Consider the following 25,783-nt stretch of genomic DNA (forward strand, 5'->3'; position numbering starts at 1 on the left):
GTTGGATACCCCGTGTTACGGGGCGGTTTGACGCGAATTTTGTCCTGCAAGGAGGCTACATTTTTTGGCAAATCAGTTGCATGAGTATTCCGTTTTAACTGGGCCGCAGTGGCTGGGAGGCGACTGGGTAAGGTGCAAACCGGCTTTGGTTCTCATTGACGTCTAACGCACCGCCGATGAACGGAAACGCGCGTTGCGGGCAGGCTTCGCGTTCGCAGACCTTGCAGCCCATGCCGATGGGTGTGGGCACTTCCGGGTCTTTGAGATCGAGTCCTTTGGAGTACACCAGCCGCTCGGCCTGATGAATGTCGCAGCCCAGACCGATCGCGAATGTCTTGCTCGGTGCGCCGTAGCCGCCATGCCCCTGCGACACGGCGCGGGCAATCCACAGGTAGGCGCGCCCGTCCGGCATGCGGGCCAGCTGGGTAAGTATCCGTCCGGGCTGGGCAAACGCCTCGTAGACATTCCACAAGGGGCAGGTGCCGCCCATTTTCGAAAAGTGGAAATGCGTCGCCGACTGCCGCTTGGAGATGTTGCCGGCCCGGTCCACCCGGATGAAGAAGAACGGCACACCGCGCGCTTCAGCCCTTTGCAGCGTGCTCAAGCGGTGGCACACGGTCTCAAATCCAACGCCGAAGTGATGCCCCAGCCGTTCGATGTCATAACGCATCGATTCGGCGGTATCCAGAAACTGCCGGTAGGGCAGCAGCAGCGCACCGGCGAAATAGTTGGCCAGGCCAATGCGGGCCAGCGCGCGGGCATGGTCGCCCGACAGCTCGTTGTCGCCCTGTGTCAGCTTCTGCAACACCGCGCCCATCTCCAGGAAAGCCAGCTGGGTGGCCATCTGGAAGGCGTGCTGGCCCGGCTCAAGGTGCGGCGACAGGCGCAGCACGCGGCTCTTGGGGTCGTACTGGCGCTGCACGTCGGTTTTAGGCAGGCCCGCATCGCCGTCGGCATAGATGACCTTGACGTCATGCCGCTGCGCCAGCCGGCGCTCCAGTCCCTCTGCAGCGTTGCCGACTTCAATCCGGCATTCGACAAACAGGCGCTCGGCCTGTTCGTCAAGCTCGGCGATGTGGTTGTGCCGCGCGATGAAGAAATTGCGCACCTCTTCGTAGTGCATGGGCTGCACGCCCGGCGCGCTGCCCCGGTCATCGCCGAGGCGGGCCGCCATGGTCTCCAGCCGCTCAATGGCATCGCGGTAGCGGCGGTGCAGGCCGATCAGGCTGCGGCCCACGGCCGGCATGTTGGAAGCCAGCTCGCGGATCTCGGCCAAGGACACCGGATCGGCCGCAGAAACATCGGCCAGCGCTTCACGCAGGCCGGCAATCAGGCGAGCCTCTTCGTCTTCGGAAAACATCTGCACATCCACGCCAAAAGCGGCGTTGATCTTCAGCAGCACCGAGACGGTGAGAGGCCGCTGGTTTTGTTCCAGCTGGTTCAGGTAGCTGGGCGATAGCCCCAGCGTGTGGGCCAGCGCGAGCTGGGTCATGCCGCGCTCTTCGCGCAGGCGGCGCAGGCGTATGCCCATGAAGGTTTTTTTCATCTCAAGCGCTCCTGATCATCTGCCCGCATGCTAACGCCATTTTTATTCGCAAGATTCGCAAAACCGGCAAAAAACCTTCGCACTCCTTCGCCAATTCAGTCCTTCCGCAGATGAATACTTCGGCGTAAATTGCGAATCCATGACAGATCAAGCCCTCAAAACCCGGTTGGTGGAAATGATTTTTCCGGACCAGACCAACCACTACGGCACCTTGTTCGGCGGCAACGCCCTGAACCTGCTGAGCAAGGCCGCCTTCATCTCGGCCAGCCGCTACGCCCGGCAATCCGTCGTGATGGCCGCTTGCAAGGAGGTGCAGTTTCACCGGCCGGTGAGGCTGGGCCAGACGCTGGAGCTGATGGCCCAGGTGGTGCGCGTGGGCCGCAGCTCGCTGACGGTGGAGGTGGTCGGCATGGCCGAGAGCCTGGCCACCGGCCAAAGCCAGCGCGCCTTGCAGGGGCGCTTTGAAATGGTGGCCGTGGATGCGCAAGGCAAGCCGGCCGCCATCAAACCGAGCGCCCTGACGCCAAGCCCTGCGTCAACACTTTTAACGGAGACCCTATGAACGCCGCCATCACCGCCATTACCGCCCTGCCAGGCAGTTTCAAACCCAAAAAATCGGTCGCGCTGTCGGGCGTGACTGCCGGCAACACCGCGCTGTGCAGCGTCGGCAAAACCGGCAACGATCTGCATTACCGCGGTTATGACATCCTGGACATGGCCGATGTCTGCGAGTTCGAGGAAATCGCGCACCTGCTGGTGCATGGCAAGCTGCCCAACAGCGCCGAGCTGCGGGCCTACAAAACCCGGCTCAAGGCCTTGCGCGGCCTGCCCGCCAGCGTGAAGGAGGCGCTGGAGCACCTGCCCGCGTCAAGCCACCCGATGGACGTGATGCGCACCGGCGTCTCGGCACTGGGCTGCGTGCTGCCCGAAAAAGACGAGCACGGCACACCCGGCGCGCGTGACATTGCCGACCGGCTGATGGCGTCGCTGGGCTCCATGCTGCTGTACTGGTACCACTGGTCCACGCAGGGCCGCCGCATCGTGGTCGAAACCGATGACGATTCCATAGGCGCGCACTTTCTGCATTTGCTGCACGGGCAAAAACCGTCGGCAAGCTGGGAGCGTGCCATGCACACCTCGCTCAACCTCTATGCCGAGCATGAGTTCAACGCCTCCACCTTCACCAGCCGCGTGATTGCCGGCACCGGCTCGGACGTCTACTCGGCCATCACTGGCGCCATAGGCGCGCTGCGCGGCCCCAAGCATGGCGGCGCCAACGAGGTGGCGTTTGAAACCCAGAAACGCTACGACTCACCCGACGAAGCCGAGGCCGACATTCGCCGCCGCGTCGAAGCCAAGGAAGTGGTGATCGGCTTTGGCCACCCGGTCTACACCGTGTCCGATCCGCGCAACGAGGTGATCAAGCGCGTGGCCAAACAGCTGTCGCAAGAGGCTGGCTCCATGAAGATGTTCAACATCGCCGAGCGGCTGGAAACCGTGATGTGGGAGGTGAAAAAGATGTTCCCCAACCTCGACTGGTTCAGCGCCGTCAGCTACCACATGATGGGCGTGCCCACGGCCATGTTCACGCCGCTGTTCGTGATCGCACGCACCTCGGGCTGGGCCGCCCACATCATCGAGCAGCGCCTCGACAACAAGATCATTCGCCCCAGCGCCCACTACACCGGGCCTGACGACCTGGCTTTCGTGCCGATTGCCGAGCGCGTCTGAATTTTTTCATTTCTCTCACTCCATCAACCACCCGCACACATGTCCGCACACATCAGCAACGTTCGCCCTGAATGGGACCCCGTCATCGTCGATATCGTCGATTACGCCCTCCACTACACCGTCAAGTCGGCCCTCGCCTACGACACGGCGCGCAACATCCTCATTGACACATTGGGCTGCGGCCTGGAAGCGCTGGAATACCCGGCTGCCTGCAAACTGCTGGGCCCCGTCGTCAAAGGCACGGTGGTTCCCAACGGGGCCAAGGTGCCGGGCACCCAGTTTCAGCTTGACCCGGTGCAGGCCGCCTTCAACATCGGTGCGCTGATCCGCTGGCTGGACTTCAACGACACCTGGCTGGCGGCAGAGTGGGGCCATCCCAGCGACAACCTGGGCGGCATATTGGCCGTGGCCGACTGGCTTAGCCGCAACGCCGTGGCCGCCGGCAAGCCGCCGCTCACCATGCATGCCGTACTCACGGCCATCATCAAGGCGCACGAAATCCAGGGCGTGATCGCGCTGGAAAACTCCTTCAACAAGGTCGGGCTGGACCACGTGCTGCTGGTCAAGGTCGCGTCCACGGCCGTGGTGTCGCAACTGCTGGGTTTGAGCCGCGACGAAACCCTGGCGGCCGTGTCGCTGGCCTGGGTCGATGGCCAAAGCCTGCGCACCTACCGCCATGCGCCCAACGCCGGCAGCCGCAAGAGCTGGGCCGCGGGCGATGCCACCAGCCGGGCCGTGCGCCTGGCGCTGATTGCGCAGACCGGCGAAATGGGCTACCCGTCGGCGCTCACGGCCAAGACCTGGGGCTTTTACGACGTGCTGTTCAAGGGCCAGGCCTTCAAGTTCCAGCGGCCCTACGGCAGCTATGTGTCGGAAAACGTGCTGTTCAAGATCAGCTTTCCGGCCGAGTTTCACAGCCAGACGGCGGTGGAAGCCGCCGTCACGCTGCACCAGCAGCTTAAGGCGGCGGGCAAGCGGGTCGAGGACATCGAACGGATCACCATCCGCACGCACGAAGCCTGCATCCGCATCATCGACAAACAGGGGCCCCTGAACAACGAGGCCGACCGCGACCACTGCATCCAGTACATGGTGGCCGTGCCGCTGATCTTTGGCAACCTGACTGCGGCCGACTACGAGGACAGCGTGGCGGCGGATCCGCGCATTGACGCCTTGCGGGCCAGGATCCATTGCGTGGAAGACAGCCGCTACACCAGCGACTACCACGACCCGGAAAAACGCAGCATCGCCAATGCGCTGACGGTGGCATTCAAGGACGGCAGCAGCTTTCCCGAAGTCGCGGTCGAATACCCCATCGGCCACAAGCGCCGCCGCGCCGACGGCATTCCGCTGCTCGAAGCCAAGTTCCGCACCAACCTGGCGCGGCGCTTTCCGAAAAAGCAGCAGGAGGCAATTCTGGCCGTGAGCCTGGACCAGAAAAAGCTGGAAGCCATGCCAGTGCACGAGTACGTCGACCTCTACGTGATCTGAACATGGGAACCAAACAACAACTGCGCGCACTCGCCGAAGCCCGCCGCGGCGTGCTGGTGCCGGGCGCCTTCAATGCACTCTCGGCCCGGGTCATTGAAGACCTCGGTTTTGAGGCGATTTACGTCACCGGCGCCGGCGTGACGAATATGTGGCTCGGCCTGCCCGACCAGGGCTTCATGGGCCTGGCCGAGATCGCCGACCACACGGCGCGCATTCGCGACGCGGTGCAGCTGCCGCTGATCGTCGATGCCGACACCGGCTTTGGCAACGCCCTCAACGTGCGCCACACGGTGCGCGTGCTGGAAAGGGCCGGCGCCGACTGCATCCAGCTGGAAGACCAGGTAGCGCCCAAGCGTTGCGGGCATTTTGCAGGCAAGGAAGTGATTTCCTGCGAAGAAATGGTGGGCAAGATCAAGGCCGCAGTGGATGCACGCCACGACCCCGACCTGCTCATCATGGCGCGCACCGATGCCTGCGCGGTGCACGGCTTCGAAGCTGCGATCGAGCGCGCGCACAAGTTCGGCGAAGCGGGGGCCGACATCCTGTTCGTCGAGGCCGTGACGACGGCCGATGAAATCCGCGCGCTGCCGCAGCGTTTGCCCAAGCCCCAGCTGATGAACATGGTGATAGGCGGCAAAACGCCTATCTTCGGCACCGACGAGCTGGCCGGGCTGGGCTACGGCATCGTGCTGTATGCCAACGCCGCACTGCAGGGCGCGCTGGCGGGCATGCAGAAAGCCCTGACCGTGCTGCGTGACACCCGGCGTATTGACGAAGACCCGGCGCTGGTCGTACCGTTTGCTGAACGGCAGCGGCTGGTGAACAAGCCCTTGTACGACGCGCTGGAGCGCCAATACACCTGAATGACAAGCCTTTTAGGCCTCTAGCCCATATTGAATGGGTGCAAGCAGCTATTAAATTAATAGCAATTTCATATCAACAGGAGACAAGCATGAACACCATCCCCACCGTCAAGCTGCTGATAGGCGGCCAGTTCGTCGAATCGGAAACCACCGAGTGGCGCAACATCGTCAACCCCGCCACCCAGCAGGTGCTGGCGCGCGTGCCCATGGCCACCCGCGCAGAAGTCGATGCCGCCGTCGCCGCCGGCAAGCTGGCCTTTAAAACCTGGCGCCACACCCCCATCGGCGTGCGTGCCCGCATCTTTTTGAAATACCAGCAACTGATCCGCGAACACATGAAGGAAGTGGCCGCCATTCTCACGGCCGAGCAGGGCAAGACCCTGCCCGATGCCGAGGGCGACATCTTCCGCGGGCTGGAAGTGGTGGAACATGCCGCCAACATCGGCAACCTGCAGATGGGCGAGCTGGCCAACAACGTGGCCACCGGCGTTGACACCTACACCGTGCAGCAGCCGCTGGGCGTCTGCGCGGGTATCACGCCCTTCAACTTCCCGGCCATGATTCCGCTGTGGATGTTCCCGATGGCGATTGCCTGCGGCAACACCTTTGTGCTCAAGCCGTCCGAACAAGACCCGATGAGCACCATGCGCCTGGTCGAGCTGGCCATTGAGGCCGGCATTCCGCCCGGCGTGCTCAATGTGGTGCACGGCGGCGAAGAGGTGGTCAACGCGATTTGTGACCATGCCGACATCAAGGCCGTGTCCTTTGTCGGCTCCACGCGCGTGGGCACCCATGTTTACCACCGCGCCTCGCAGGCGGGCAAGCGCGTGCAGTGCATGATGGGCGCAAAAAACCACGCCATCATCCTGCCCGACGCACACAAGGAGCAGACGCTGAACAATCTGATTGGCGCGGGGTTCGGGGCCGCAGGCCAGCGCTGCATGGCGGTGTCGGTCGCCATCCTGGTGGGCGAGGCCCGGAAATGGATTCCTGAGCTGGTCGAGCGCGCCCAGAAATTGGTGATTGGCAATGGGGCCGCGGCCGGCACCGATGTCGGGCCCGTGATTTCCTGCGCCGCGAAAGAGCGCGTGGAAAGCCTGATCGCGCAAGGTGTGGCCGAAGGGGCGACGCTGGATCTCGACGGCCGCCAGCCGCCGCTGGATGGGGGTGTGCGTGAAGGCAATTTCGTCGGCCCCACCATCTTCTCGGGCGTCAAGCCCGGCATGGCCATCTACGACCAGGAAATCTTTGGCCCGGTGCTGTGCATTGCAGAGGCTGCCAGCCTGGACGAGGCGATTGCCCTGATCAACGCCAACCCCAACGGCAACGGCACGGCGCTGTTCACCCAGTCGGGGGCGGCGGCGCGCAAGTTCCAGGAAGAGGTCGACGTGGGCCAGGTCGGCATCAACGTGCCGATTCCGGTGCCGGTGCCGCTGTTCTCGTTCACCGGCTCGCGCGCCTCCAAGCTCGGTGACCTCGGGCCCTACGGCAAGCAGGTGGTGCTGTTCTACACCCAGACCAAAACCATCACCGAGCGCTGGTTTGACGACAGCAGCGTGGCCGGTGCGGTCAACACCACCATCAGCCTGCGGTAGGCCCCGGATGAACTTCGAACTGTCGGACGAGCAGCGCGCCTATCAGCACAGCGCGCGCGACTTCGCTGCGGGCGAGTTCGCACCGCATGCGGCGCGCTGGGACGCCGAAGGCATCTTCCCGCGCGAGGCGCTGGCCGCGGCGGGCCGGCTCGGTTTTTGCGGCCTGTACGCCGACGAGCGTTACGGCGGCCTGGGCCTGCCGCGGCTCGACGCGACGCTGGTGTTTGAAGAGCTGGCCGCGGCCTGCCCTTCGACCACGGCCTACCTGACGATTCACAACATGGCGACCTGGATGGTGACGTGCTGGGCCAGCCCCGAGCTGGCGCAGGCCTGGGGGCCGCTGCTAAGCAGCGGCGAAAAGCTCGCCTCTTACTGCCTGACCGAGCCCGGCGCGGGATCGGACGCCGCCGCGCTGCGCACCACCGCCCAGCGCGAGGGTGATCACTATGTGCTCAACGGCAGCAAGGCCTTCATCTCGGGCGCCGGTGCGACCGATGTGCTGGTGGTCATGGCGCGCAGCGGCGGCGCAGGCGCGGCCGGCATTTCGGCGCTGCTGGTACCGGCCGACACGCCCGGCATCAGCTTTGGCCGCAAGGAAGAAAAAATGGGCTGGAACAGCCAGCCCACGCGCACCATCGCCTTTGACAACGTGCGGGTGCCGATCAACCATTTGCTGGGCGAGGAGGACGAGGGTTTTCGCATCGCCATGAAGGGGCTGGACGGCGGGCGCATCAACATCGCCACCTGCTCGGTCGGCGCGGCGCAGGGTGCGCTGGACGCAGCGCGGCGCTACATGCATGAGCGCAGCCAGTTCAAGCGCAAGCTCAGCAGTTTTCAGGCCCTGCAGTTCAAGATTGCCGACATGGCGACCGAGCTGGTGGCCGCGCGCCAGATGGTGCGGCTGGCCGCATCCCGGCTCGATGCCGGAGTGCCGCAGGCGACTGTGTACTGCGCCATGGCCAAGCAGTTTGCCACCGACATTGGCTTTCGCGTCTGCAACGAGGCGCTGCAAATCCACGGCGGCTACGGCTACACCCGCGAGTACCCACTGGAGCGCTACCTGCGCGATGCCCGCGTGCACCAGATCGTTGAAGGCACCAACGAAATCATGCGCGTGATCGTCTCGCGCCGCATGCTGGAAACCGACAACACAGACCATACCGAGGAGATCCGATGAGCCCAACAACTTACGCAGGCCTGCAACTGGAACTGCGCGGTCACACCGCCGTGCTGACCCTGGCCAACCCGCCCGCCAACACCTGGACAGCACAAAGCCTGGCCGCACTCACGCGACTGGTGAGCGAGCTGAACGCCAGGCGCGATATCTACAGCCTGGTCGTCACCGGCCAGGGCGAGAAGTTTTTTTCGGCCGGCGCCGACCTGAAGCTGTTTGCCGACGGCGACAAGGCCGTGGCACGCGAGATAGCGCGCCGCTTCGGCGAAGCGTTTGAGGCGCTGTCCGGTTTTCGCGGCCTGTCGATTGCCGCGATCAACGGCTATGCCATGGGCGGCGGTCTCGAATGCGCGCTGGCCTGCGACCTGCGCATCGCCGAGGAACAGGCGCAGATGGCCTTGCCCGAGGCCGCCGTGGGTCTCTTGCCCTGCGCGGGTGGCACGCAGTGGCTGAGCTGGCTGGTCGGCGAGGGCTGGGCCAAGCGCATGGTGCTGTGCGGCGAGCGCGTGGACGCGGCCACCGCGCTGCGCATCGGCCTGGTCGAAGAAGTCGTGCCGCGCGGCCAGGCGCTGGCGCAGGCCCTGCTGCTGGCCCAGCGCGTGGAAAAACAAAGCCCGACCAGCGTGGCCGCCTGCAAGCGCCTGATTCAGGGCGCGCGCACGCAGTCGCCCACGGCCACCCTGGTGGCCGAGCGCGAGGCTTTTGTCGACTTGTTTGACAGCCAGGACCAGCGCGAAGGCGTGAGCGCCTTTCTGGCCAAGCGCGCGCCGGTCTGGCGTAACGCCTGAAATGACCATGAAAGAAATGACGATGACCGACGTCGTCCTGTTTGACGAACTGCCCACGGCTTGCGGCCGGTGTTTTGGCCTGGCCACGCTCAATGCGCCCGCCACACTCAACGCCCTGTCCCTGCCCATGGTGCAGGCGCTGACACCGGCCCTGCGCGCCTGGGCGGTGGACCCCGGTATCGCCGGCGTGGTGCTGCAGGCCAGCGGCGACAAAGCCTTTTGCGCAGGCGGCGACCTGTGCGAGCTTTACCAGTCCATGCGCGACTGCGGCGCCGGCCCCAACCCCTATGCGCAGGGCTTCTTCGCGCAGGAATACCAGCTCGACCACCTGATCCACCGCTACCCCAAGCCGCTGTTGTGCTGGGGCCAGGGCATTGTGATGGGCGGCGGCATCGGCCTGATGGCGGGTGCTTCGCACCGTGTGGTGACTTCTACCAGCAAGCTCGCCATGCCCGAAATCAGCATCGGCCTGTATCCCGACGTGGGCGGCAGCTGGTTCCTGCGCCGCATGCCTGGGCGCGTCGGCCTGTTCCTCGCGCTGACAGGCGCGCCACTCAACGCGGCGGATGCCCTGTTCTGCGGACTGGCCGATTTCTACCTGGGTAGCCAAAACCGGACGGATGTATTGAGCAGCATTGCAGCGGCGAACTGGCACGATGCTGCGGGCGACAACCGCGCAGCGTTGTCGCGCCTGCTGGCCGGGCAGGCGGCCCAGGACCTCCCGGAATCGAAACTGCGCCGGCATTTCGACCTGATCGACGAACTCATGGCCGGCGATGACCTTCTTGACATCGCACAGCGCCTGCGCAAGCTGCAAAGCGACGACGCCTGGTTGATGACAGCCGCCGCCACCTTCGCCAAAGGCTCGCCGACCTCGGCGGCGCTGGTCTTCGAACTCTGGCGCCGCGTGCAGCGGCTTTCGCTGGCCGAGGTGTTCCGTCTCGAATACCGCGTGTCACTCGGCTGTTGCGCGCACCCTGACTTTGCCGAAGGCATACGCGCGCTGCTGATCGACAAGGACCGCAACCCGCACTGGACGCCACAGACGCTGGAGCATGTCACGCCGGAGTGGATCAACGAGCACTTTGAACCCCGCTTCGCCGCACCCCATCCGCTGGCCGCGCTGGCCTGAAATCTGAACCCCCTTCAAACCATCCTGAGGAGACACACATGAAAATCGCATTCATTGGCTTGGGCAACATGGGCGCGCCCATGGCGCTGAACCTGCACAAGGCCGGCCACGAGGTGGCGGGCTTCGACCTGTCGGAAGATGCCTGCAAGCGGCTGGGCGAGGAGGGACTGCGGATTGCCGGCTCGGCCCAGGACGTGGTGCGTGGCGCCGAGGTCGTCATCAGCATGCTGCCAGCCAGTCAGCATGTGGAGTCGCTTTATTTTGGCAACGGCCAGCCCGGCCTGCTGAACCAGTTGCCCGCCGGCACCCTGGTGATCGACTGCAGCACGATTGCCGCCGCCACTGCGCGCAAGGTGGCCGAGGGCGCCACCAAGCGGCAGATCGCCTGCATTGACGCGCCCGTGTCCGGTGGCACCGGTGGCGCCATCGCAGGCTCGCTGACCTTCATGGTTGGCGGCACGGCCGGGGATCTGGAGCGTGCGCGGCCTTTGCTGGAGAAGATGGGGCAAAACATTTTTCACGCGGGGGAGGCCGGTGCCGGCCAGACCGCCAAGATCTGCAACAACATGCTGCTGGGCATCCTTATGATCGGTACGTCGGAGGCGCTGGCACTGGGTGTGGCCAACGGGCTGGACCCCAAGGTGCTGTCGGAGATCATGCGCCGCAGCTCGGGCGGCAACTGGGCGCTGGAAAAGTACAACCCCTTGCCGGGTGTGATGGAAAATGCGCCCGCCTCGAAAAAGTACATGGGCGGTTTTGGCGCCGACCTCATGCTCAAGGACCTGGGCCTTGCGCAAGAAAATGCCACAGCCGTGCGCGCAGCCACACCGCTGGGCGGATTGGCGCGCAGCCTGTATGCCGCGCACAGCCTGGCCGGCGGCGGCGCGCTGGATTTCTCCAGCGTGATCCGCTTGCTGCAAAAGCCACAGGTCTGAAGTTGCTATCTTTTCGATAGCTTTTTGCGTCCGAGGAGAAAGGGCTGGAGCCGGATTTCATCCGTAGAGAAGCTCGATCTCGCTCAAGGTGAGGAAGCAGCTCTCGCGCGTGATGGCGACGAAGTCCGCGAGCCAGGGGCGCCCGGAGGTCGTGCTGGTGCAGGCCACGTAGAGGTGGCCGGTCAGGCCCTTGCGGCCCACCGGCCGCGCGGTCACGTAGCCGCGGTCCAGGTAGCTTTGTACTGCCCACAGCGGCAGCGTCGCGATGCCGCGGCCGCTGGCCACCAGTTGCAGCATGGCGATCGTCAGCTCGGTGGTGCGGCGCGCGGGCTTGATGCCTGCGGGCTCCAGCACCTGGCGCACCACGTCCAGCATGTCGTCGGGTACGGGGTAGGTGATGAGCGTTTCGTCCGCAAAGTCTTTTGCTACAAGATGTGGCTTGGCCGTGAGCGGGTGGTCATTGGCAAGCAGCGCCATTATCTCGAAGCGGAACAAGGGATGGAAGTCCACCGTTTCGCCGGCGTCCTGCTCCGACACGATGGCGATGTCGGCCCGGTCCTGCAGCACCAGCGCGATCGGGTCGGGGTGAAAGCCCGAGACGATGTCCAGCTCCACCTCGGGCCAGCGTTCCCGGAAGGCATCCATGGCGGGCATGAGCCAGTCGAAGCAGGTGTGACACTCCACGACGATGCGCAGTTGCCCCGCCAGACCCTGTGCAATGCGAGCCACGTCGCGCTCAGCCTCCTCCACCTGCGGCAGCACTGCATCGGCCAGGCCCAGCAGTCGCAGGCCGGTCGCGCTGAATTGTGGCGGCACCGACTTGCGTTCAAACAGCGTCACGCCATAACGCTCCTCCAGCAGCTTGACCTGGTGCGACAGTGCCGACTGTGTGAGATTGAGCAACTGCGCAGCCCGCACCAGACTGCCGGCATCGCGCAGCGCGACCAGCGTGCGCAAGTGGCGAATTTCAAGAACCGATTGTTGCATTAGAATTTTTCATGTTGAATGGCCAAATGTTTCGCTTGAATAATATACTGGCTTGGCCGACCATGCTGTCCTGACTCCCAATCCATCACAAGAGGACCGGCATGACCGCCAAGAAAACCCTTTCCCACACCCTTGGTTTCCCCCGCATGGGCGCGCACCGCGAGCTGAAACTTGCACTTGAACAACACTGGAAAGGCGACATCGATGCGGCGGCGCTGGAGGCCGTCGGCGCCGATCTGCGTGCGCGCCACTGGGTCATCCAGCGCGAAGCTGGGCTGGACTTTGTCACGGTGGGCGATTTTGCGTTTTATGACCATGTTGCCAACCAGATCCAGCTGCTCGGTTGCGAGCCCGCCCGTTTTGGCTTTGGCGGCGATGAGCCGGTTTTGTCGCGTTACTTTGCGATGGCACGCGGTGTGCAGGTCGATGCTGAGCACACCTGCGGCCTCGCCTGCAACCACGGCAACACGTCAGAAGGGTCCGAAGGCGAAACGGCGCTGGAGATGACCAAGTGGTTCGACACCAACTACCACTACCTGGTGCCCGAATTTTCCAGCACCACGCAGTTCAAGCTGGCGAGCCACCGGCTGTTTGAGGAAGTGGATCAAGCCCTGCAGGCGGGCCACCCGGTCAAGGCGGTGCTGCTCGGACCTTTGAGCTTTTTGTGGCTGGGCAAGGAGAAGGAGGCCGGTTTTGACCGCTTCTCGTTGCTTGAGCAACTGCTGCCGGTCTACGAAAACATCCTGGCCCGCTTGAAGGCGCAGGGCGTGCAATGGGTGCAAATCGACGAGCCCATCCTGGGCTTGGACTTGCCCGATCACTGGCGCCATGCCTTCGAGCCGGCTTACTCGCGGCTGGCGCGCAGCGCGCCCCCTGTGCTGCTGGCCACCTACTTTTCGCCGCTGCAGGAAAACCTGCGCCTGGCCTGCCAGTTGCCGGTGGCTGGTCTGCATGTCGATGCGGTGCGCGCCCCCGAAGAACTGACCGGCGTGGCCGACTGGCTGCCCAGCCACAAGGTGCTGTCGGTCGGCATCGTCGATGGCCGCAACATCTGGCGCACCGACCCGGACGCGGCGCTGGCCCGGCTGCGCCCGGTGGCCGACAAGCACCAGGGCGCGCTGTGGATTGCGCCGTCCTGCTCGCTGCTGCATGTGCCCTACAGCCTGCAGGCCGAAGCGACGCTGGACCCGGAGATCAAGTCCTGGCTGGCCTTTGCCGTTGAAAAACTCGGTGAGCTGCAGACGCTGAAGGCCGTGCTCAATGACGACGCGGCTTCTGTGCAGGCCGCGCTTGCCGAGGCCCGCAGCGCCTGCGCCGCGCGCCGCAGCAGCCCGCGCGTGCACCGTGCCGATGTCGCCCTGCGCCTGGCCCGCACGACGGCCGATGACGACAGACGCGCCTCCGCCTTCCCGCAGCGCCAGGCGGTGCAGGCCGAGCGCTTTGCTTTGCCCTTGCTGCCGACGACCACCATTGGCTCCTTTCCCCAGACGGCCGACATCCGCGCCGCCCGCGCCGCCTTCAAGCGCGGCCAGCTCGATGAAGCCAGCTACCGCCAGAAAATGCAGGCCGAGATTACCTTGGCCGTGCGCAAGCAGGAGGCCATTGGCCTGGATGTTCTGGTTCACGGTGAAGCTGAACGCAATGACATGGTCGAGTATTTTGGCGAGCAGCTGGCCGGCTTCACCTTCACGACCAATGGCTGGGTGCAGTCCTATGGCTCGCGCTGCGTCAAGCCGCCGGTGATCTACGGCGACGTGTCACGCCCCGCCGCCATGACGGTGGCGTGGACCACGTACGCTCAGAGCCTTACCCCGCTGCCCATGAAGGGGATGCTCACCGGTCCCATCACCATCCTGCAATGGTCTTTTGTGCGCGACGACCAGCCGCGCAGCAGCACCGCCCAGCAAATTGCCTGGGCCATTCGCGACGAAGTGCTGGATCTGGAGCGGGCCGGTATAGGCATTATCCAGATCGACGAGCCCGCCATCCGCGAAGGCCTGCCGCTGCGCCGCGCGGGCTGGAAGGCCTACCTGGAGTGGGCCACCCGCGCCTTTCGCGTCAGCGCCAGCGGCGTGGCCGACCGGACGCAAATCCACACCCACATGTGCTACTCGGAGTTCAACGACATCCTGCCCGAGATCGCCGCGATGGACGCGGACGTGATCACCATCGAGACCAGCCGCTCGGGGATGGAGTTGTTGCGCGGCTTTGGTGACTTCAAGTACCCGAACGAGATTGGACCCGGTGTGTACGACATTCACTCGCCACGTGTGCCAAGCGTCCACGAAATGATCAATCTCATTCAGAAGGCGGCTGGTGTCGTACCGATAGAGAATCTTTGGGTCAATCCGGACTGTGGCCTCAAGACCCGCGGCTGGCCTGAAACGGAAGCCGCACTGTTGAACATGATGACGGCTACGAAACTACTGCGCCAAAAGCTGGCACCCAATAGCCAACCCAAAGCAACCGAAGATTCTTGAGTTCTTTGAGCGGGCGTAGTGCAACTGGTTGTCTGACTGACACTCTGGCGCGCAATTTCATGCCAGGGGGACAGCTGCTGCTGCTCTCAATTGTCTTATTGGGACGGTGTGGATATGACAGACACCCAGAATTTTCTCCTCGGCAACGCCGGCCGATATTGGCAATGTCTGCGGTCAGTATAAAGGGGGGGGATTGGATTCTCTTTGACGAACTGCGCTGTGCTACTCGCCCATGGGTATGTGGCGTGACCCTCTGAGGTCAGACTCACATCAGCGCTGCTGCCGTGGTATGCGCAGGCTTGGAGTCGGTGCATAAGGGGGAAAGTATGCCAACAGGCATCCTGTTCGGACAGATAGCTGTAGTGCTCGGCCTCACGCTTGGTGGCCTATGGGTCGCCACCCAATGGACGGCGGCAGCGCTGGGCTACCAGGCGCGCCTTGGGCTATCCTGGTTCGACCTGTCTGGCATACCAATCTATCACCCTTGGCAGTTATTCGAATGGTGGTACTTCTTCGACGCCTACGCACCCGAAGTTTTTCTGCGCGGAGGCATCATCGCGGCATCCAGCGGACTGCTTGCAACCGCTGCCGCCATCGCAATGGCCGTCTGGCGCTCGCGTCTTGCAAAGCGCGTCACGACCTACGGTTCAGCCCGGTGGGCGGATCCTGAAGAGGTTCGGGCGGCGGGCCTGACCCAACCGGCTGGCGTGTTCCTCGGCCGACTGAAGACTAAAGAAGGTGGCTACCTTCGTCACGAAGGCCCGGAACACGTGATGGCTTTCGCCCCGACCCGATCAGGCAAGGGCGTCGGCCTGGTGGTACCAACGCTCTTATCATGGGCTGGCTCCGCCGTTATCCATGACATCAAGGGCGAGAACTGGACCTTGACCGCCGGATGGCGCTCACGTTTCTCGCAATGCCTGCTGTTCAACCCGACCGATGCCCGCTCTGCTGCGTACAACCCGCTGCTCGAAGTGCGGCGCGGCATGCATGAGGTGCGCGACGTGCAGAATATCGCCGACATCCTGGTCGATCCCGAAGGTGCGCTGGAGCGGCGCAACCATTGGGAGAAGACCTCACATGCCCTGTTGGTCGGGGCCATCCTGCACGTGCTTTACGCCGGTGACGACAAGACTCTACGCGGCGTCGCCAACTTCCTGTCGGATCCAGCCAACCCGTTCGAGATCACGCTGCACCGGATGATGACCACACCGCACTTGGGTGACGTCACCCATCCCGTCGTTGCTTCGGCCGCGCGCGAAGTGCTTAACAAGAGCGACAACGAACGTTCCGGTGTTCTCTCCACCGCCATGAGCTTTCTGGGTCTCTACCGCGACCCCACGGTGGCCGAAGTCACCTCGCGCTGCGACTGGCGCATCGCCGATCTCATTTCAGCGGAGAACCCGGTATCGCTGTACCTGGTGGTGCCGCCCTCCGACATCAGCCGCACCAAACCGCTGATCCGGCTGATCCTCAATCAGATCGGCCGACGCCTGACCGAATCGCTGGACGGCTCCGACGGCATTGCCAGGAAACACAAGCTGCTCTTGATGCTCGATGAGTTCCCGGCGCTGGGACGCCTGGACTTCTTCGAGTCCGCACTGGCCTTCATGGCCGGCTACGGTCTGCGCGCCTTCCTGATTGCACAGTCCTTGAACCAGATCGACAAGGCCTACGGCCAGAACCATTCGATCCTCGACAACTGCCATGTGCGCATTGCCTTCGCGACCAACGACGAACGCACGGCCAAGCGAATCTCCGAAGCTCTGGGCACGGCCACCGAACTGCGGGCGCAGCGCAACTACGCGGGCCACCGGTTGGCCCCGTGGCTGGGGCACCTGATGGTGTCGCGGCAAGAAACCGCACGCCCCTTGCTCACGCCGGGTGAGGTCATGCAGTTGCCGCCCGATGAAGAAGTTGTGATGGTGTCGGGGCATCCACCGATCAAGGCGGCGAAGCTGCGCTACTACCAGGACAGGAATTTCATGGTCCGGATGCTGGCACCGCCGGTGCTTGGGCTGGACGGCTATGCAGACAAACCCATGGCGCGACCAGACGACTGGACCGGATTGGCGATCCCTGCCGTGTCCGAGGCCTTGACTGCAATCCAGTCGGGTGGCTTTGCCGACGAAGGCGGCTACCAGCTCAAACCTGAATTGGACGTTGCGTTTGATGCACCCACCCCGATGGACATCGACGACCTGCTGGTGCTCGATGACGAGGACGACATGTCGTTGCAACCGCACAGCCTGAAGCGGGATAGGCGGGACATTGGTGAGACGGACCAAAGAATGCAGCGCAATGCGCGACTCGCTGCATTGGACCCGGATGACGGGATTTCACTATGACTCGGACCCGTCTCAATATCTTCATCGAGCCAGATCATGCCAAGCGGCTGGATCAGCTCGCCGTGCACAAGGGTGTGTCGAAGTCGGCGGTGATCGCCGCCGCCCTGGCCTCGTTCCTCTCACCGGATGCGGCCGACCAGCGCGAAGCGGCCATGGGCAAACGGCTGGACCGCCTCTCGCGTCAGTTCGACCGGCTGGAGCGCGATCAGTCCATCCTGATTGAAACGGTGGCGCTTTACATCCGCTACTTCCTGACCGTTTCTCTGCCTGTGCCTGAAGGCCAGCAGGATGCGGCTAGAGCCCAGGGCCGCGCCCGCTATGCCCAGTTCATCGAACAGCTCGCCCGTCACATCCAGCGCGGGCGCAGCCTGGTCCGGGAGGTCCATGAAGAGGTTGCTCCGGATGACCTGGCTTCGCAGGTGACCACACCAGAACAAAAGGAAGGGGAGATATCCAGTGCTCCACAAGCCTGACAGAGACACGGCGGACTGCGGCAGCGCCGCCGTCTCATTGGAGCGCCGCATACGGATGCTGCGCACGGCCATGGGGCCGGAGATTGCGGCGGCGTTGGAAGACCCGGAAGTCGTGGAAGTGCTGCTGAACCCGGACGGTTCGCTGTGGCTGGACCGGCTGGGCTCGGGGCGCGCCCCGACCGGCACCACGCTGCCGCCTGCGGTGGCCGAGCGGATTATTCGCCTGGTGGCGGCACACGTGCGGGCCGAGGTGAATGCCGGGGCACCCATCCTGTCGGCTGAGCTGCCCGAGACCGGAGATCGCTTTCTGGGGGTGTTGCCGCCGGTGGTGCGTGCGCCCTCGTTTGCGATCCGCAAGCGGGCGCTGCGCATCATGACGCTGAACCACTACGTGGCCGATGGCATCCTGACCGAAGCGCAAGCGGGGTTTCTTCGCGCTGCCGTGCGCGAGCGGCTCAACATCGTCGTATGTGGCGGCACCAGCACCGGCAAGACCACGCTCGCCAATGCGTTGCTCAACGAGATTGCCGATACCGGCGACCGGGTCATGATTCTCGAAGACACGGTGGAGCTGCAGTGTCGATCCGACGACCACGTGTGCATGCGCACCGAGCCCGGCGTCAGCACCATGGCCGACCTGGTGCGCGCCACGCTGCGCTTGCGGCCAGACCGCGTGGTAGTTGGCGAAGTACGCGGTGGCGAGGCGCTGGACCTGATCAAGATATGGGGCACCGGCCACCCCGGCGGCATCGCCACCGTGCACGCCGGTTCGGCCCATGGTGCCTTGGTCCGGCTGGAGCAACTGATCCAGGAGGTCTCGGTCACCGTTCCTCGCGCGCTGATTGCTGAGGCGGTCAACGTCATCGTCTTCATCGCAGGCCGCGGCCGCCATAGGCGCGTGCAGGAGATTGCGCGCGTCATCGGCTTCGACAGTCACGGCTACCAGCTCAGCACCGAGCTGATGCCTTCGTTTCCTTCCATTTCATCCGCCACCTTACCTACCGCCACTACCGGAGAACCGTCATGACGACTTCACGCATTTCCGTAAAACCAGTCCTTCAGGTCGCCACCATTGGCGCGCTATTGCTGACCGTTTCCTTGCCTGCCTTTGCGGCCGGCTCGAACATGCCTTGGGAGGCGCCGCTGCAGTCCATCCTCGAATCGGTTCAAGGACCAGTGGCCCGCATTGTGGCGGTGATCATCATTATTACCACGGGTCTGACGCTGGCGTTTGGCGACAGCAGCGGTGGCTTTCGCAAGCTGGTGCAGATCGTGTTTGGGCTGTCGATTGCATTTGCTGCGTCGTCATTCTTCCTGACCTTCTTCAGTTTCTCGGGTGGGGCGGTACTGGCATGAACGCCGGCACGGCCAACACACCGGGTTTTGAGGTGCCGCTGCACCGGTCCCTGACCGAGCCCATCCTGCTGGGTGGCGCGCCGCGCACTGTGGCGATTGCCAACGGCACATTGGCTGCTGCGATCGGGCTGGGCCTGCAACTCTGGTTGCCTGGCCTTGCACTGTGGATCATCGGCCACTCGCTGGCGGTCTGGGGCGCACGCCTGGACCCGCAGTTCATGCCTGTCTTCGCGCGGCATATCAAGCACCGCGTGCTGCTGGACGTGTGAGGCAAGCCATGGAGAACACAGCATGATGCACCTCGCCGAATACCGCAAACGCCCGGCCTTGCTGGCCGACTGGCTTCCCTGGGCCGGGCTGGTGGCGCCGGGTGTTGTGCTGAACAAGGATGGTTCGTTCCAGCGCACCGCACGGTTTAGGGGGCCGGACCTGGACAGCGCGACGCAGGGTGAACTGGTCGCAACCTCTGCACGGCTCAACAACGCGCTGCGCCGACTGGGGTCGGGCTGGGCGCTATTTGTCGAGGCCGAACGGCGCGAAGCGGCGGACTATCCCGAGTCTTCTTTCCCGGAGCCGCTGTCGTGGCTGGTCGATGAAGAGCGCCGCGCCGCATTCGAGGAGGCCGATAGCCACTTCGAAAGCACCTACCACCTGACGCTGGTGTATCTGCCGCCCGAAGAGTCCCAGGCCCGCGCCGCCAAGCTCTTGTACGAGAACACCAAAGCCCAGGGCGTTGACTGGCGCGAAAGGCTTGACGCCTTTGTGTCCGAGACGGCACGCTTCTTCGGCCTGCTCGAAGGCGTGATACCCGAGATTGGCTGGCTTGACGATGGACAGACGCTGACCTACCTGCATGGCTGCGTGTCCACGCGCCGGCATCCGGTGGCTGTGCCCGAGGTGCCGATGCACCTGGACGCCTTGCTGGCGGACGAGCCGCTGACCGGTGGGCTTGCCCCCATGCTTGGGAATCAGCACCTGCGCGTGCTGTCGGTGCGGGGCTTCCCGACCTCGACCTGGCCGGGTTTACTGGATGACCTGAACCGTCTGGGTTTTGCCTACCGCTGGAGCACGCGTTTCCTGTGCCTGGACAAGGCAGAAGCCGAGAAAGAACTGACGCGCTTGCGCCGCCAGTGGTTCGCCAAGCGCAAGAACATTGTCGCGCTGCTGCGCGAGACCATCTTCCAGCAGGAAAGCCCGCTGGTCGATTCCGATGCGTCCAACAAGGCGACGGATGCCGATGCTGCCTTGCAGGAACTGGGCAGTGACCAGGTTTCGTTCGGGTATGTGACGGCGACGGTCACGGTGATGGATACGGATGCCACGGCCGCCGACGAGAAGCTGCGCGCCGTGGAGCGAACCATCCAGGGCCGGGGTTTCGTGACGATCCCTGAGACCTTGAACGCGGTCGATGCCTGGCTGTCGTCGATTCCGGGACATGCCTACGCCAATGTGCGCCAACCCATCGTCTCAACCTTGAACCTGGCCCACATGATGCCGGTGTCAGCCGTCTGGGCGGGGCAGGAACGCAATGCGCACCTGGACGGGCCGCCCCTGATCGTGACGCGCACCGATGGTGCGACACCGTTCCGGCTTGTCACGCACATTGGCGACGTGGGCAATACGCTGGTGGTCGGCCCCATCGGCATGGGCAAATCGGTGCTGCTGGCCACCTTGGCCATGCAGTTTCGTCGTTATCCGGGTTCACGCATTCTGGCCTTCGACATGGGGCGTTCGATTCGCGCCACCATCCTCGGGCTGGGCGGTGAGCACTACGACTTGGGGAATGATGGTGGTGCCGAGGGTGCTATTTCCTTCCAGCCGCTGGCGCGCATTGACCAGGACGGTTATCGCGCCTGGGCGGCGGAATGGATAGCAGGGCGCTTGATTCACGAAGGCGTCCCCGTTGGTCCGGCCGAGAAGGATGCGGTCTGGTCGGCTTTGAACAGTCTGGCCAGTGCTCCGGTCAATCAGCGCACCATGACGGGTCTGTCGGTGCTGCTGCAATCCAACGCCTTGCGCCAGGCCCTACAGCCCTATGTGTTGGGTGGTGCGCACGGCAAGCTGCTGGATGCCGACTCGGACAGGCTCGGTTCCGCCGACGTGCAGGGTTTCGAGATGGAAGAGCTGATGCACAGCAAGGCGGCAATGCTGGCCGTACTGGGTTACCTGTTCGCCCGCTTCGAGGAACGCTTCGACGGGGCACCGACGCTTTTGATTCTGGACGAAGCCTGGCTGTTCCTTGACGATCCGGTGTTTGCATCGCGCATCCGCCAGTGGTTGAAGACCTTGCGCAAGAGGAATGTGTCGGTGATCTTTGCCACGCAATCCCTGGCCGACATCAAGGACTCCGCAATTGCGCCGGCCATCATCGAGAGCTGTACCAGCCGCATCTTCCTGCCTAACCCACAGGCAACCGAACCGCAGATTCGCGTCATCTACGAAGGCTTTGGGCTTAACAGCCGGCAGATCGACATCGTCGCGCAGGCGCAACCCAAGCGGGACTACTACTACCAGTCGCGGCTGGGGAACCGGGTCTTTGATTTGGGACTCGGGCCTGTGGCACTGGCGTTTGCAGGTGCGGCCAAACCCGAGGACCAGCGTGCCATGGATTCGGTGTCGGCATCCGTCTCACCTGCGGACTTCGCAGCCGCTTGGTTACGTCATCGGGGTCTGGACTGGGCTGCGGACCTGACTCCGTCCTTTCCTCCGTCTCCATCTTTTCCATCCACACCCTCAACCCCTCAGGAGAACTCGCCATGAAGAAGACCTTGCTGGTCGTTGCCACTGCTTTGCTTGTGACCGCGATGCCTGCTGCACAAGCCCAGTGGGTCGTGTTCGACCCGTCCAATTATTCCCAGAACATCCTGACCGCAGCGCGCACGCTGGAGCAGATCAACAACCAGATCCGGCAGTTACAGAACGAAGCGCAGATGCTGATGAACCAAGCGCGCAATCTGACGGGTCTGGATTTCAGCGCACTGGCTGACTTGCGGTCCGCTTTGTCCGCGACCAACCAACTGATTCAGCAGGCGCAGGGCATGGCCTTCAATGTGTCGCAGATGGATGGGGAGTTTTCACGGCTTTACCCGAATGCGTATTCCGCATCTACCTCAGGCGGTCAGATGGCGCTGGACGCACGGCAGCGTTGGCGCAACTCGCTGGAAGCTCTGCGCACCGCGACCCAGGTGCAGTCGCAGGCGGTACAGAACTTTCGATCCGACGAGCAGACGCTAACCGACCTGGTGAACCGCAGCCAGTCGGCTGTTGGTGCGCTTCAGGCCACGCAAGCGACTAACCAACTGCTGGCCTTGCAGGCCCGCCAGGCGATTCAGGCGCAACAGCTTCAGATCACGCAGGACCGTGCGACTGTCTTGGAGCAGGCACGGCAGGTGGCGGTGCAGGAACGGGCGCGTGAGGTACGCCGACGCTTTCAGGGGGAGGGCACGCCTTACACACCGTACACCGTCAACTTTTACAGCAATTGAGAGGATCGCCATGAAACAGCTTTGGATCATTGTCTTTGCGGTTTCGATATCGCTCACAACGGGCTGCGGTAAATCGACACCGACCGATACAGTCGAATCACTGGTCACGAATCCTGAACGCCTGAAAGAGCTTCGCGCCCAGTGCAAGGCCGACCACGTCAAGGTGGGGGACGCCATTTGCGCTGCGGTGTCCGAGGCCACGCGGCGGCGCTTCATGGGCGAAGGCAAGTCGCCTTACGCGAACGATCCCGTGCCGAAACCGGCGCCACCAGCTACCTCGAAAGACTGACTGTCATGAACGACCTGTCGGTCATCGACCGCTTCTTGGACGTCTTCTCGCGCTACATCGATTCGGGCTTCGGATTGCTACATGGCGAGGTGGCCTTCCTGACCGCCACGCTGGTCGGGATCGACATGACACTGGCAGGCCTGTTCTGGGCCATGAGCCATGCCAGTGGGGGTGGTGATGATGTCATTGGCAAGTTGGTCAAGAAGGTGCTCTATGTCGGGGCTTTTGCCTTCATCATCGGCAACTTCAATAACCTGGCGGGCATCGTGTTCCGCTCCTGTGCCGGACTCGGATTGGTGGCGTCCGGCTCCAGTATGACGCAGGCGCAGTTGTTGCAGCCGGGACGGCTCGCGCAAACCGGTGTCGATGCGGGCCGACCCATCATGGTGCAGATCAGCGACCTGACGGGCTTCCCCGAGGTGTTCGCCAATCTCGACGTCATCACCGTGCTGTTCCTGGCCTGGCTGGTGGTGATCGTGAGCTTCTTCGTGCTGGCGGTTCAGCTGTTTGTAACGCTGATCGAGTTCAAGCTGACGACGTTGGCGGGCTTTGTGCTGGTGCCCTTTGCCTTGTGGAACAAGACAGCGTTCCTGGCCGAGCGGGTGCTGGGCAATGTGGTGTCATCAGGCATCAAGGTGCTGGTGCTCGCGGTGATCGTCGGGATCGGCTCAGGGCTGTTTGCGGAGTTTCAGACGCCACCGGGGACCGAGCTTTCCATCGACCATGCGCTGGTCATCATGCTGGCCTCGCTTGCGCTGCTCGGTCTGGGCATCTTCGGTCCCGGCATCGCGACCGGGCTGGTGTCGGGCGCGCCGCAGTTGGGCGCGGGTGCTGCGGCGGGGACCGTGTTCGGTGCCGCAGGACTGGCCGTGGCAGGTGGCGCAGCCATTGCCACAGGCGCTGGCGCCGTAGCCGCCGGTGCACGCATGGCGCCGGGGGCGGCACGTGCAGCCATTGTGGGTGGTGCCAGCGCCGCCCGTTCTGCAAGCACCATGGCTGCTGGCGCGAAGTCTGCCTTCCTGGCGGGTGCCGCGGCTTCCGACGGTGGCGGTGTTCCCGCTGCCGGTGCAGGTCTTGCCAACATGGCGAAGAGTGGTGCGGGCGCCGTCGGCCAGCGTATCGCGGCCGGTGCCAAGGCCGTGAAGGATCGCATTGCATCGGCTGTATCTGAAGGGGCTGCACCGGCTTCGGCCGCAGGTGCCACAACTGGCACAGGCGCTATGAGCACCGACACGCCACCTCCCGCACCCGCCTGGGCGAAACGCTTGCAACGCAACCAGCGTCTTTCGCAAGGGGTTTCTACCGCTGCGCACACCCTGCGCTCAGGTGATCACGGCGGGGGCGGCGCCAGTCCGAGCCTGCGCGACCCTTCGAACCATTAAGGAGATCACTTCATGTTATTCAAACGACCCCAGGTGCGTTACTCGGACACGCCCGAACCTGTCACCCCGTACCAGGCTGCAGCGCAGGTCTGGGATCAGCGCATCGGCAGCGCCCGCGTGCAGGCCAAGAACTGGCGGTTGATGGCCTTTGGCTGCTTGTCGCTGGCTTTGCTGATGGCGGGCGGACTGGTCTGGCGTTCGGCACAGTCCATCGTGACACCGTATGTCGTCGAGGTGGACAGCGCCGGTCAGGTGCGGGCAGTCGGCGAAGCGGCCACGCCGTATAAGCCAAATGATGCACAGATTGCTTATCACCTGGCCCGCTTTCTCACCGACGTGCGTTCGCTGTCAATCGATCCCATCGTGGTGCGGAAGAACTGGCTCGAAGCCTATGAATACACCACCGACAAGGGCGCGGCCACGCTGAACGAATACGCGCGTGCCAACGATCCTTTTGCTCGCATCGGGCAGAACTCTGTTTCGGTGGAGGTGACCAGCGTGGTTCGGGCCAGCGAATCGTCGTTCCAGATGCGCTGGATAGAGCGCAGCTATGCGAATGGCGCGCCCTCGGGCACCGAGCGCTGGACGGCGGTGGTGTCGGTAGTGCTGCAACCGCCGCGCACCGAAGAACGCTTGCGCCGCAATCCACTGGGCATCTACGTCAACGGGCTGTCCTGGAGCCGTGAACTCGAAGCGACACAAGGAGTAAAACCATGAAGACACATTTTCGTATTTACGCTTTATCGGTGATCATGATCGCTATCCTGGCGACCATCACCGGCTGCGCCACACAAGGCAAGCCGCCGCCCGCCATCACACTGGATGAACCCGTTGCCGCGCAGCGACTGCCGGAACCACCCAAGCCCATCGAAGTGGTGATGTTGCCCGAACCGCTGGCCTTGCCTGCGCAGTTGAAAGCGTTGCCCGTAGAAGCAGATGCGAAGTCCACACCAGAAGCTGCTGACGAGAAGATTCGCGTCTCACGGGCCAACATGGAGGCGCGTGTGGCACCGAGCCGAGAAGGCTACGTCAACGCCATCCAGGTGTGGCCATACGCCGATGGCGCGCTGTACCAGGTCTACACGAGTCCAGGCCGGGTCACGGTCATTGCCCTGCAGGAGGGCGAGGAGCTGGTGACGGTTTCGGCAGGCGACACGGTGCGCTGGGTCGTTGGTGACACGGCCAGCGGCGCAGGTGCCAGCCTGCGCGTGAACGTACTCGTTAAACCCACTCGCACTGGCCTTAAAACAAACCTGGTCATCACCACGAACCGGCGCATGTACCTGCTGGAACTGTCTTCGACGCCGCAAGCCTGGATGGCTTCGGTGTCCTGGGACTACCCGAAGGACCGGATGCTGGCCTTGCAGAAGCAGGCGCAGCAGGCTCAAGCGGCCGCGCCAGTGGATTCCGGTTTGTCGCTGGAACAGATCAAGTTCCGCTATGCCATCTCCGGCGACAGCCCACCCTGGAAGCCGCTGCGCGCCTTTGATGACGGGCAGCGGGTATACATCCAGTTTCCTGGTGGTATTGCGCAGGGGGAGCTGCCGCCGCTGTTCGTGATTGGGGCGCAGGGTGATGGACAGTTGGTGAACTACCGTTTCCGTTCTCCCTATTACGTGGTGGACCGGCTGTTCGGTGCTGCCGAGCTGCGACTGGGGGCAGACAGGGCCCAGGTGGTGCGGATCGAGCGCACCGATGGTGTCGCCAGTGCGGTACGGAGGAACTGAG

23 protein-coding genes are annotated in these 25,783 nt (G+C 63.7%); 21 read left to right on the forward strand and 2 right to left on the reverse strand.

The genetic code is table 11. The features are described from left to right. Positions 1-94 precede the first annotated feature (94 nt). Positions 95-1,546 (reverse strand): short-chain fatty acyl-CoA regulator family protein, encoded by a 1,452-nt coding sequence (locus B7G53_RS03390; RefSeq protein WP_096663476.1) that lies wholly within the window; start codon positions 1,544-1,546, stop codon positions 95-97. A 139-nt stretch (positions 1,547-1,685) separates the two neighbouring features. Here B7G53_RS03390 and B7G53_RS03395 point away from each other — a divergent pair, with 139 nt between their 5' ends. From B7G53_RS03395 to mmsB, 9 genes are all read left to right on the forward strand, one after another. Further along, positions 1,686-2,108 carry an acyl-CoA thioesterase gene (locus B7G53_RS03395; protein WP_096663479.1) on the forward strand — a complete coding sequence of 141 codons (423 nt, stop codon included), beginning with the start codon at positions 1,686-1,688 and terminating at the stop codon, positions 2,106-2,108. Next, the gene (gene prpC / locus B7G53_RS03400) at positions 2,105-3,277 is read left to right on the forward strand and encodes a bifunctional 2-methylcitrate synthase/citrate synthase (RefSeq protein WP_096663482.1); all 1,173 of its coding nucleotides are present in this window, start codon (positions 2,105-2,107) and stop codon (positions 3,275-3,277) included. The genes B7G53_RS03395 and prpC overlap by 4 nt, the downstream gene beginning before the upstream one ends. A 39-nt stretch (positions 3,278-3,316) precedes the next feature. After that, positions 3,317-4,768 (forward strand): bifunctional 2-methylcitrate dehydratase/aconitate hydratase, encoded by a 1,452-nt coding sequence (locus B7G53_RS03405; protein ID WP_096663485.1) that lies wholly within the window; start codon positions 3,317-3,319, stop codon positions 4,766-4,768. A gap of 2 nt (positions 4,769-4,770) precedes the next feature. After that, complete coding sequence (locus B7G53_RS03410) at positions 4,771-5,631, forward strand: isocitrate lyase/PEP mutase family protein (RefSeq protein WP_096663488.1); 861 nt, start codon at positions 4,771-4,773, stop codon at positions 5,629-5,631. Positions 5,632-5,720: 89 nt separating this feature from the next. Then, positions 5,721-7,226 (forward strand): CoA-acylating methylmalonate-semialdehyde dehydrogenase, encoded by a 1,506-nt coding sequence (locus tag B7G53_RS03415; protein WP_096663491.1) that lies wholly within the window; start codon positions 5,721-5,723, stop codon positions 7,224-7,226. Between the two features lie 7 nt (positions 7,227-7,233). Further along, positions 7,234-8,403: an acyl-CoA dehydrogenase family protein gene (locus B7G53_RS03420; RefSeq protein ID WP_096663494.1), complete on the forward strand. Its 1,170-nt coding sequence runs from the start codon at positions 7,234-7,236 to the stop codon at positions 8,401-8,403. Next, entirely contained in the window at positions 8,400-9,188 is a 789-nt protein-coding gene (locus B7G53_RS03425) for an enoyl-CoA hydratase (protein ID WP_096663497.1), read from the forward strand. Before B7G53_RS03420 ends, B7G53_RS03425 begins: the two co-directional genes overlap by 4 nt. A gap of 22 nt (positions 9,189-9,210) precedes the next feature. After that, a complete protein-coding gene (locus B7G53_RS03430; protein ID WP_096663891.1) occupies positions 9,211-10,320 on the forward strand; it encodes an enoyl-CoA hydratase/isomerase family protein in 1,110 nt (369 codons plus the stop codon). Between the two features lie 38 nt (positions 10,321-10,358). Further along, positions 10,359-11,255: a 3-hydroxyisobutyrate dehydrogenase gene (gene mmsB / locus B7G53_RS03435; RefSeq protein WP_096663499.1), complete on the forward strand. Its 897-nt coding sequence runs from the start codon at positions 10,359-10,361 to the stop codon at positions 11,253-11,255. Between the two features lie 57 nt (positions 11,256-11,312). On the opposite strand, the gene B7G53_RS03440 is transcribed toward mmsB, so the two are convergent. Then, positions 11,313-12,242, reverse strand: a complete 930-nt coding sequence (locus B7G53_RS03440; RefSeq protein ID WP_096663502.1) for a LysR family transcriptional regulator — start codon at positions 12,240-12,242, stop codon at positions 11,313-11,315. Positions 12,243-12,343: 101 nt separating this feature from the next. Between B7G53_RS03440 and metE the strand changes: the two genes are divergently transcribed. The 12 genes from metE to trbG all read left to right on the forward strand — a co-directional run bounded on the left by metE (position 12,344) and on the right by trbG (position 25,782). Continuing rightward, positions 12,344-14,722, forward strand: a complete 2,379-nt coding sequence (gene metE, locus B7G53_RS03445) for a 5-methyltetrahydropteroyltriglutamate--homocysteine S-methyltransferase (RefSeq protein WP_096663505.1) — start codon at positions 12,344-12,346, stop codon at positions 14,720-14,722. A gap of 326 nt (positions 14,723-15,048) precedes the next feature. Beyond that, positions 15,049-17,070 carry a conjugal transfer protein TraG gene (locus B7G53_RS03450; RefSeq protein ID WP_096663507.1) on the forward strand — a complete coding sequence of 674 codons (2,022 nt, stop codon included), beginning with the start codon at positions 15,049-15,051 and terminating at the stop codon, positions 17,068-17,070. Next, the gene (locus B7G53_RS03455) at positions 17,067-17,543 is read left to right on the forward strand and encodes a CopG family transcriptional regulator (RefSeq protein WP_217992578.1); all 477 of its coding nucleotides are present in this window, start codon (positions 17,067-17,069) and stop codon (positions 17,541-17,543) included. The genes B7G53_RS03450 and B7G53_RS03455 overlap by 4 nt, the downstream gene beginning before the upstream one ends. Before the next feature lie 55 nt (positions 17,544-17,598). Next, positions 17,599-18,570, forward strand: coding sequence for a P-type conjugative transfer ATPase TrbB (gene trbB / locus B7G53_RS03460; RefSeq protein ID WP_096663510.1), 972 nt, complete (start codon positions 17,599-17,601; stop codon positions 18,568-18,570). Next, entirely contained in the window at positions 18,567-18,899 is a 333-nt protein-coding gene (locus B7G53_RS03465) for a TrbC/VirB2 family protein (protein WP_096663513.1), read from the forward strand. Before trbB ends, B7G53_RS03465 begins: the two co-directional genes overlap by 4 nt. Next, on the forward strand, positions 18,896-19,168 hold the full coding sequence (locus B7G53_RS03470) for a VirB3 family type IV secretion system protein (protein WP_096663516.1): 273 nt from the start codon (positions 18,896-18,898) through the stop codon (positions 19,166-19,168). The genes B7G53_RS03465 and B7G53_RS03470 overlap by 4 nt, the downstream gene beginning before the upstream one ends. A gap of 22 nt (positions 19,169-19,190) precedes the next feature. Further along, a complete protein-coding gene (gene trbE / locus B7G53_RS03475) occupies positions 19,191-21,659 on the forward strand; it encodes a conjugal transfer protein TrbE (protein ID WP_096663518.1) in 2,469 nt (822 codons plus the stop codon). Continuing rightward, the gene (gene trbJ / locus B7G53_RS03480; RefSeq protein ID WP_096663520.1) at positions 21,656-22,384 is read left to right on the forward strand and encodes a P-type conjugative transfer protein TrbJ; all 729 of its coding nucleotides are present in this window, start codon (positions 21,656-21,658) and stop codon (positions 22,382-22,384) included. The genes trbE and trbJ overlap by 4 nt, the downstream gene beginning before the upstream one ends. A 10-nt stretch (positions 22,385-22,394) precedes the next feature. Then, positions 22,395-22,673, forward strand: a complete 279-nt coding sequence (locus B7G53_RS03485; protein ID WP_096663522.1) for an EexN family lipoprotein — start codon at positions 22,395-22,397, stop codon at positions 22,671-22,673. A gap of 5 nt (positions 22,674-22,678) precedes the next feature. Next, positions 22,679-24,055 carry a P-type conjugative transfer protein TrbL gene (gene trbL / locus B7G53_RS03490; RefSeq protein WP_096663524.1) on the forward strand — a complete coding sequence of 459 codons (1,377 nt, stop codon included), beginning with the start codon at positions 22,679-22,681 and terminating at the stop codon, positions 24,053-24,055. A gap of 12 nt (positions 24,056-24,067) precedes the next feature. After that, the gene (gene trbF, locus B7G53_RS03495; protein WP_096663526.1) at positions 24,068-24,772 is read left to right on the forward strand and encodes a conjugal transfer protein TrbF; all 705 of its coding nucleotides are present in this window, start codon (positions 24,068-24,070) and stop codon (positions 24,770-24,772) included. Further along, positions 24,769-25,782, forward strand: a complete 1,014-nt coding sequence (gene trbG / locus B7G53_RS03500; protein WP_096663528.1) for a P-type conjugative transfer protein TrbG — start codon at positions 24,769-24,771, stop codon at positions 25,780-25,782. Before trbF ends, trbG begins: the two co-directional genes overlap by 4 nt. The last annotated feature ends 1 nt before the right edge of the window (position 25,783 follow it).

It is taken from the genome of Polaromonas sp. AET17H-212, assembly GCF_002379085.1.
Lineage (GTDB): Bacteria > Pseudomonadota > Gammaproteobacteria > Burkholderiales > Burkholderiaceae_C > Polaromonas.

What these genes read in the sequence shown, in the direction of transcription:
- trbE (WP_096663518.1), top strand. Translation starts at nt 19,191, where the DNA reads ATGATGCACCTCGCCGAATACCGCAAACGCCCGGCCTTGCTGGCCGAC.
- B7G53_RS03415 (WP_096663491.1), top strand. Translation starts at nt 5,721, where the DNA reads ATGAACACCATCCCCACCGTCAAGCTGCTGATAGGCGGCCAGTTCGTC.
- B7G53_RS03405 (WP_096663485.1), top strand. Translation starts at nt 3,317, where the DNA reads ATGTCCGCACACATCAGCAACGTTCGCCCTGAATGGGACCCCGTCATC.
- trbB (WP_096663510.1), top strand. Translation starts at nt 17,599, where the DNA reads ATGCTGCGCACGGCCATGGGGCCGGAGATTGCGGCGGCGTTGGAAGAC.
- B7G53_RS03410 (WP_096663488.1), top strand. Translation starts at nt 4,771, where the DNA reads ATGGGAACCAAACAACAACTGCGCGCACTCGCCGAAGCCCGCCGCGGC.
- trbL (WP_096663524.1), top strand. Translation starts at nt 22,679, where the DNA reads ATGAACGACCTGTCGGTCATCGACCGCTTCTTGGACGTCTTCTCGCGC.
- B7G53_RS03455 (WP_217992578.1), top strand. Translation starts at nt 17,067, where the DNA reads ATGACTCGGACCCGTCTCAATATCTTCATCGAGCCAGATCATGCCAAG.
- B7G53_RS03425 (WP_096663497.1), top strand. Translation starts at nt 8,400, where the DNA reads ATGAGCCCAACAACTTACGCAGGCCTGCAACTGGAACTGCGCGGTCAC.
- trbG (WP_096663528.1), top strand. Translation starts at nt 24,769, where the DNA reads ATGAAGACACATTTTCGTATTTACGCTTTATCGGTGATCATGATCGCT.
- B7G53_RS03450 (WP_096663507.1), top strand. Translation starts at nt 15,049, where the DNA reads ATGCCAACAGGCATCCTGTTCGGACAGATAGCTGTAGTGCTCGGCCTC.
- B7G53_RS03465 (WP_096663513.1), top strand. Translation starts at nt 18,567, where the DNA reads ATGACGACTTCACGCATTTCCGTAAAACCAGTCCTTCAGGTCGCCACC.
- B7G53_RS03440 (WP_096663502.1), bottom strand. Translation starts at nt 12,242, where the DNA reads ATGCAACAATCGGTTCTTGAAATTCGCCACTTGCGCACGCTGGTCGCG.
- trbF (WP_096663526.1), top strand. Translation starts at nt 24,068, where the DNA reads ATGTTATTCAAACGACCCCAGGTGCGTTACTCGGACACGCCCGAACCT.
- B7G53_RS03430 (WP_096663891.1), top strand. Translation starts at nt 9,211, where the DNA reads ATGACCGACGTCGTCCTGTTTGACGAACTGCCCACGGCTTGCGGCCGG.
- B7G53_RS03390 (WP_096663476.1), bottom strand. Translation starts at nt 1,546, where the DNA reads ATGAAAAAAACCTTCATGGGCATACGCCTGCGCCGCCTGCGCGAAGAG.
- B7G53_RS03420 (WP_096663494.1), top strand. Translation starts at nt 7,234, where the DNA reads ATGAACTTCGAACTGTCGGACGAGCAGCGCGCCTATCAGCACAGCGCG.
- mmsB (WP_096663499.1), top strand. Translation starts at nt 10,359, where the DNA reads ATGAAAATCGCATTCATTGGCTTGGGCAACATGGGCGCGCCCATGGCG.
- metE (WP_096663505.1), top strand. Translation starts at nt 12,344, where the DNA reads ATGACCGCCAAGAAAACCCTTTCCCACACCCTTGGTTTCCCCCGCATG.
- B7G53_RS03470 (WP_096663516.1), top strand. Translation starts at nt 18,896, where the DNA reads ATGAACGCCGGCACGGCCAACACACCGGGTTTTGAGGTGCCGCTGCAC.
- prpC (WP_096663482.1), top strand. Translation starts at nt 2,105, where the DNA reads ATGAACGCCGCCATCACCGCCATTACCGCCCTGCCAGGCAGTTTCAAA.
- B7G53_RS03485 (WP_096663522.1), top strand. Translation starts at nt 22,395, where the DNA reads ATGAAACAGCTTTGGATCATTGTCTTTGCGGTTTCGATATCGCTCACA.
- trbJ (WP_096663520.1), top strand. Translation starts at nt 21,656, where the DNA reads ATGAAGAAGACCTTGCTGGTCGTTGCCACTGCTTTGCTTGTGACCGCG.
- B7G53_RS03395 (WP_096663479.1), top strand. Translation starts at nt 1,686, where the DNA reads ATGACAGATCAAGCCCTCAAAACCCGGTTGGTGGAAATGATTTTTCCG.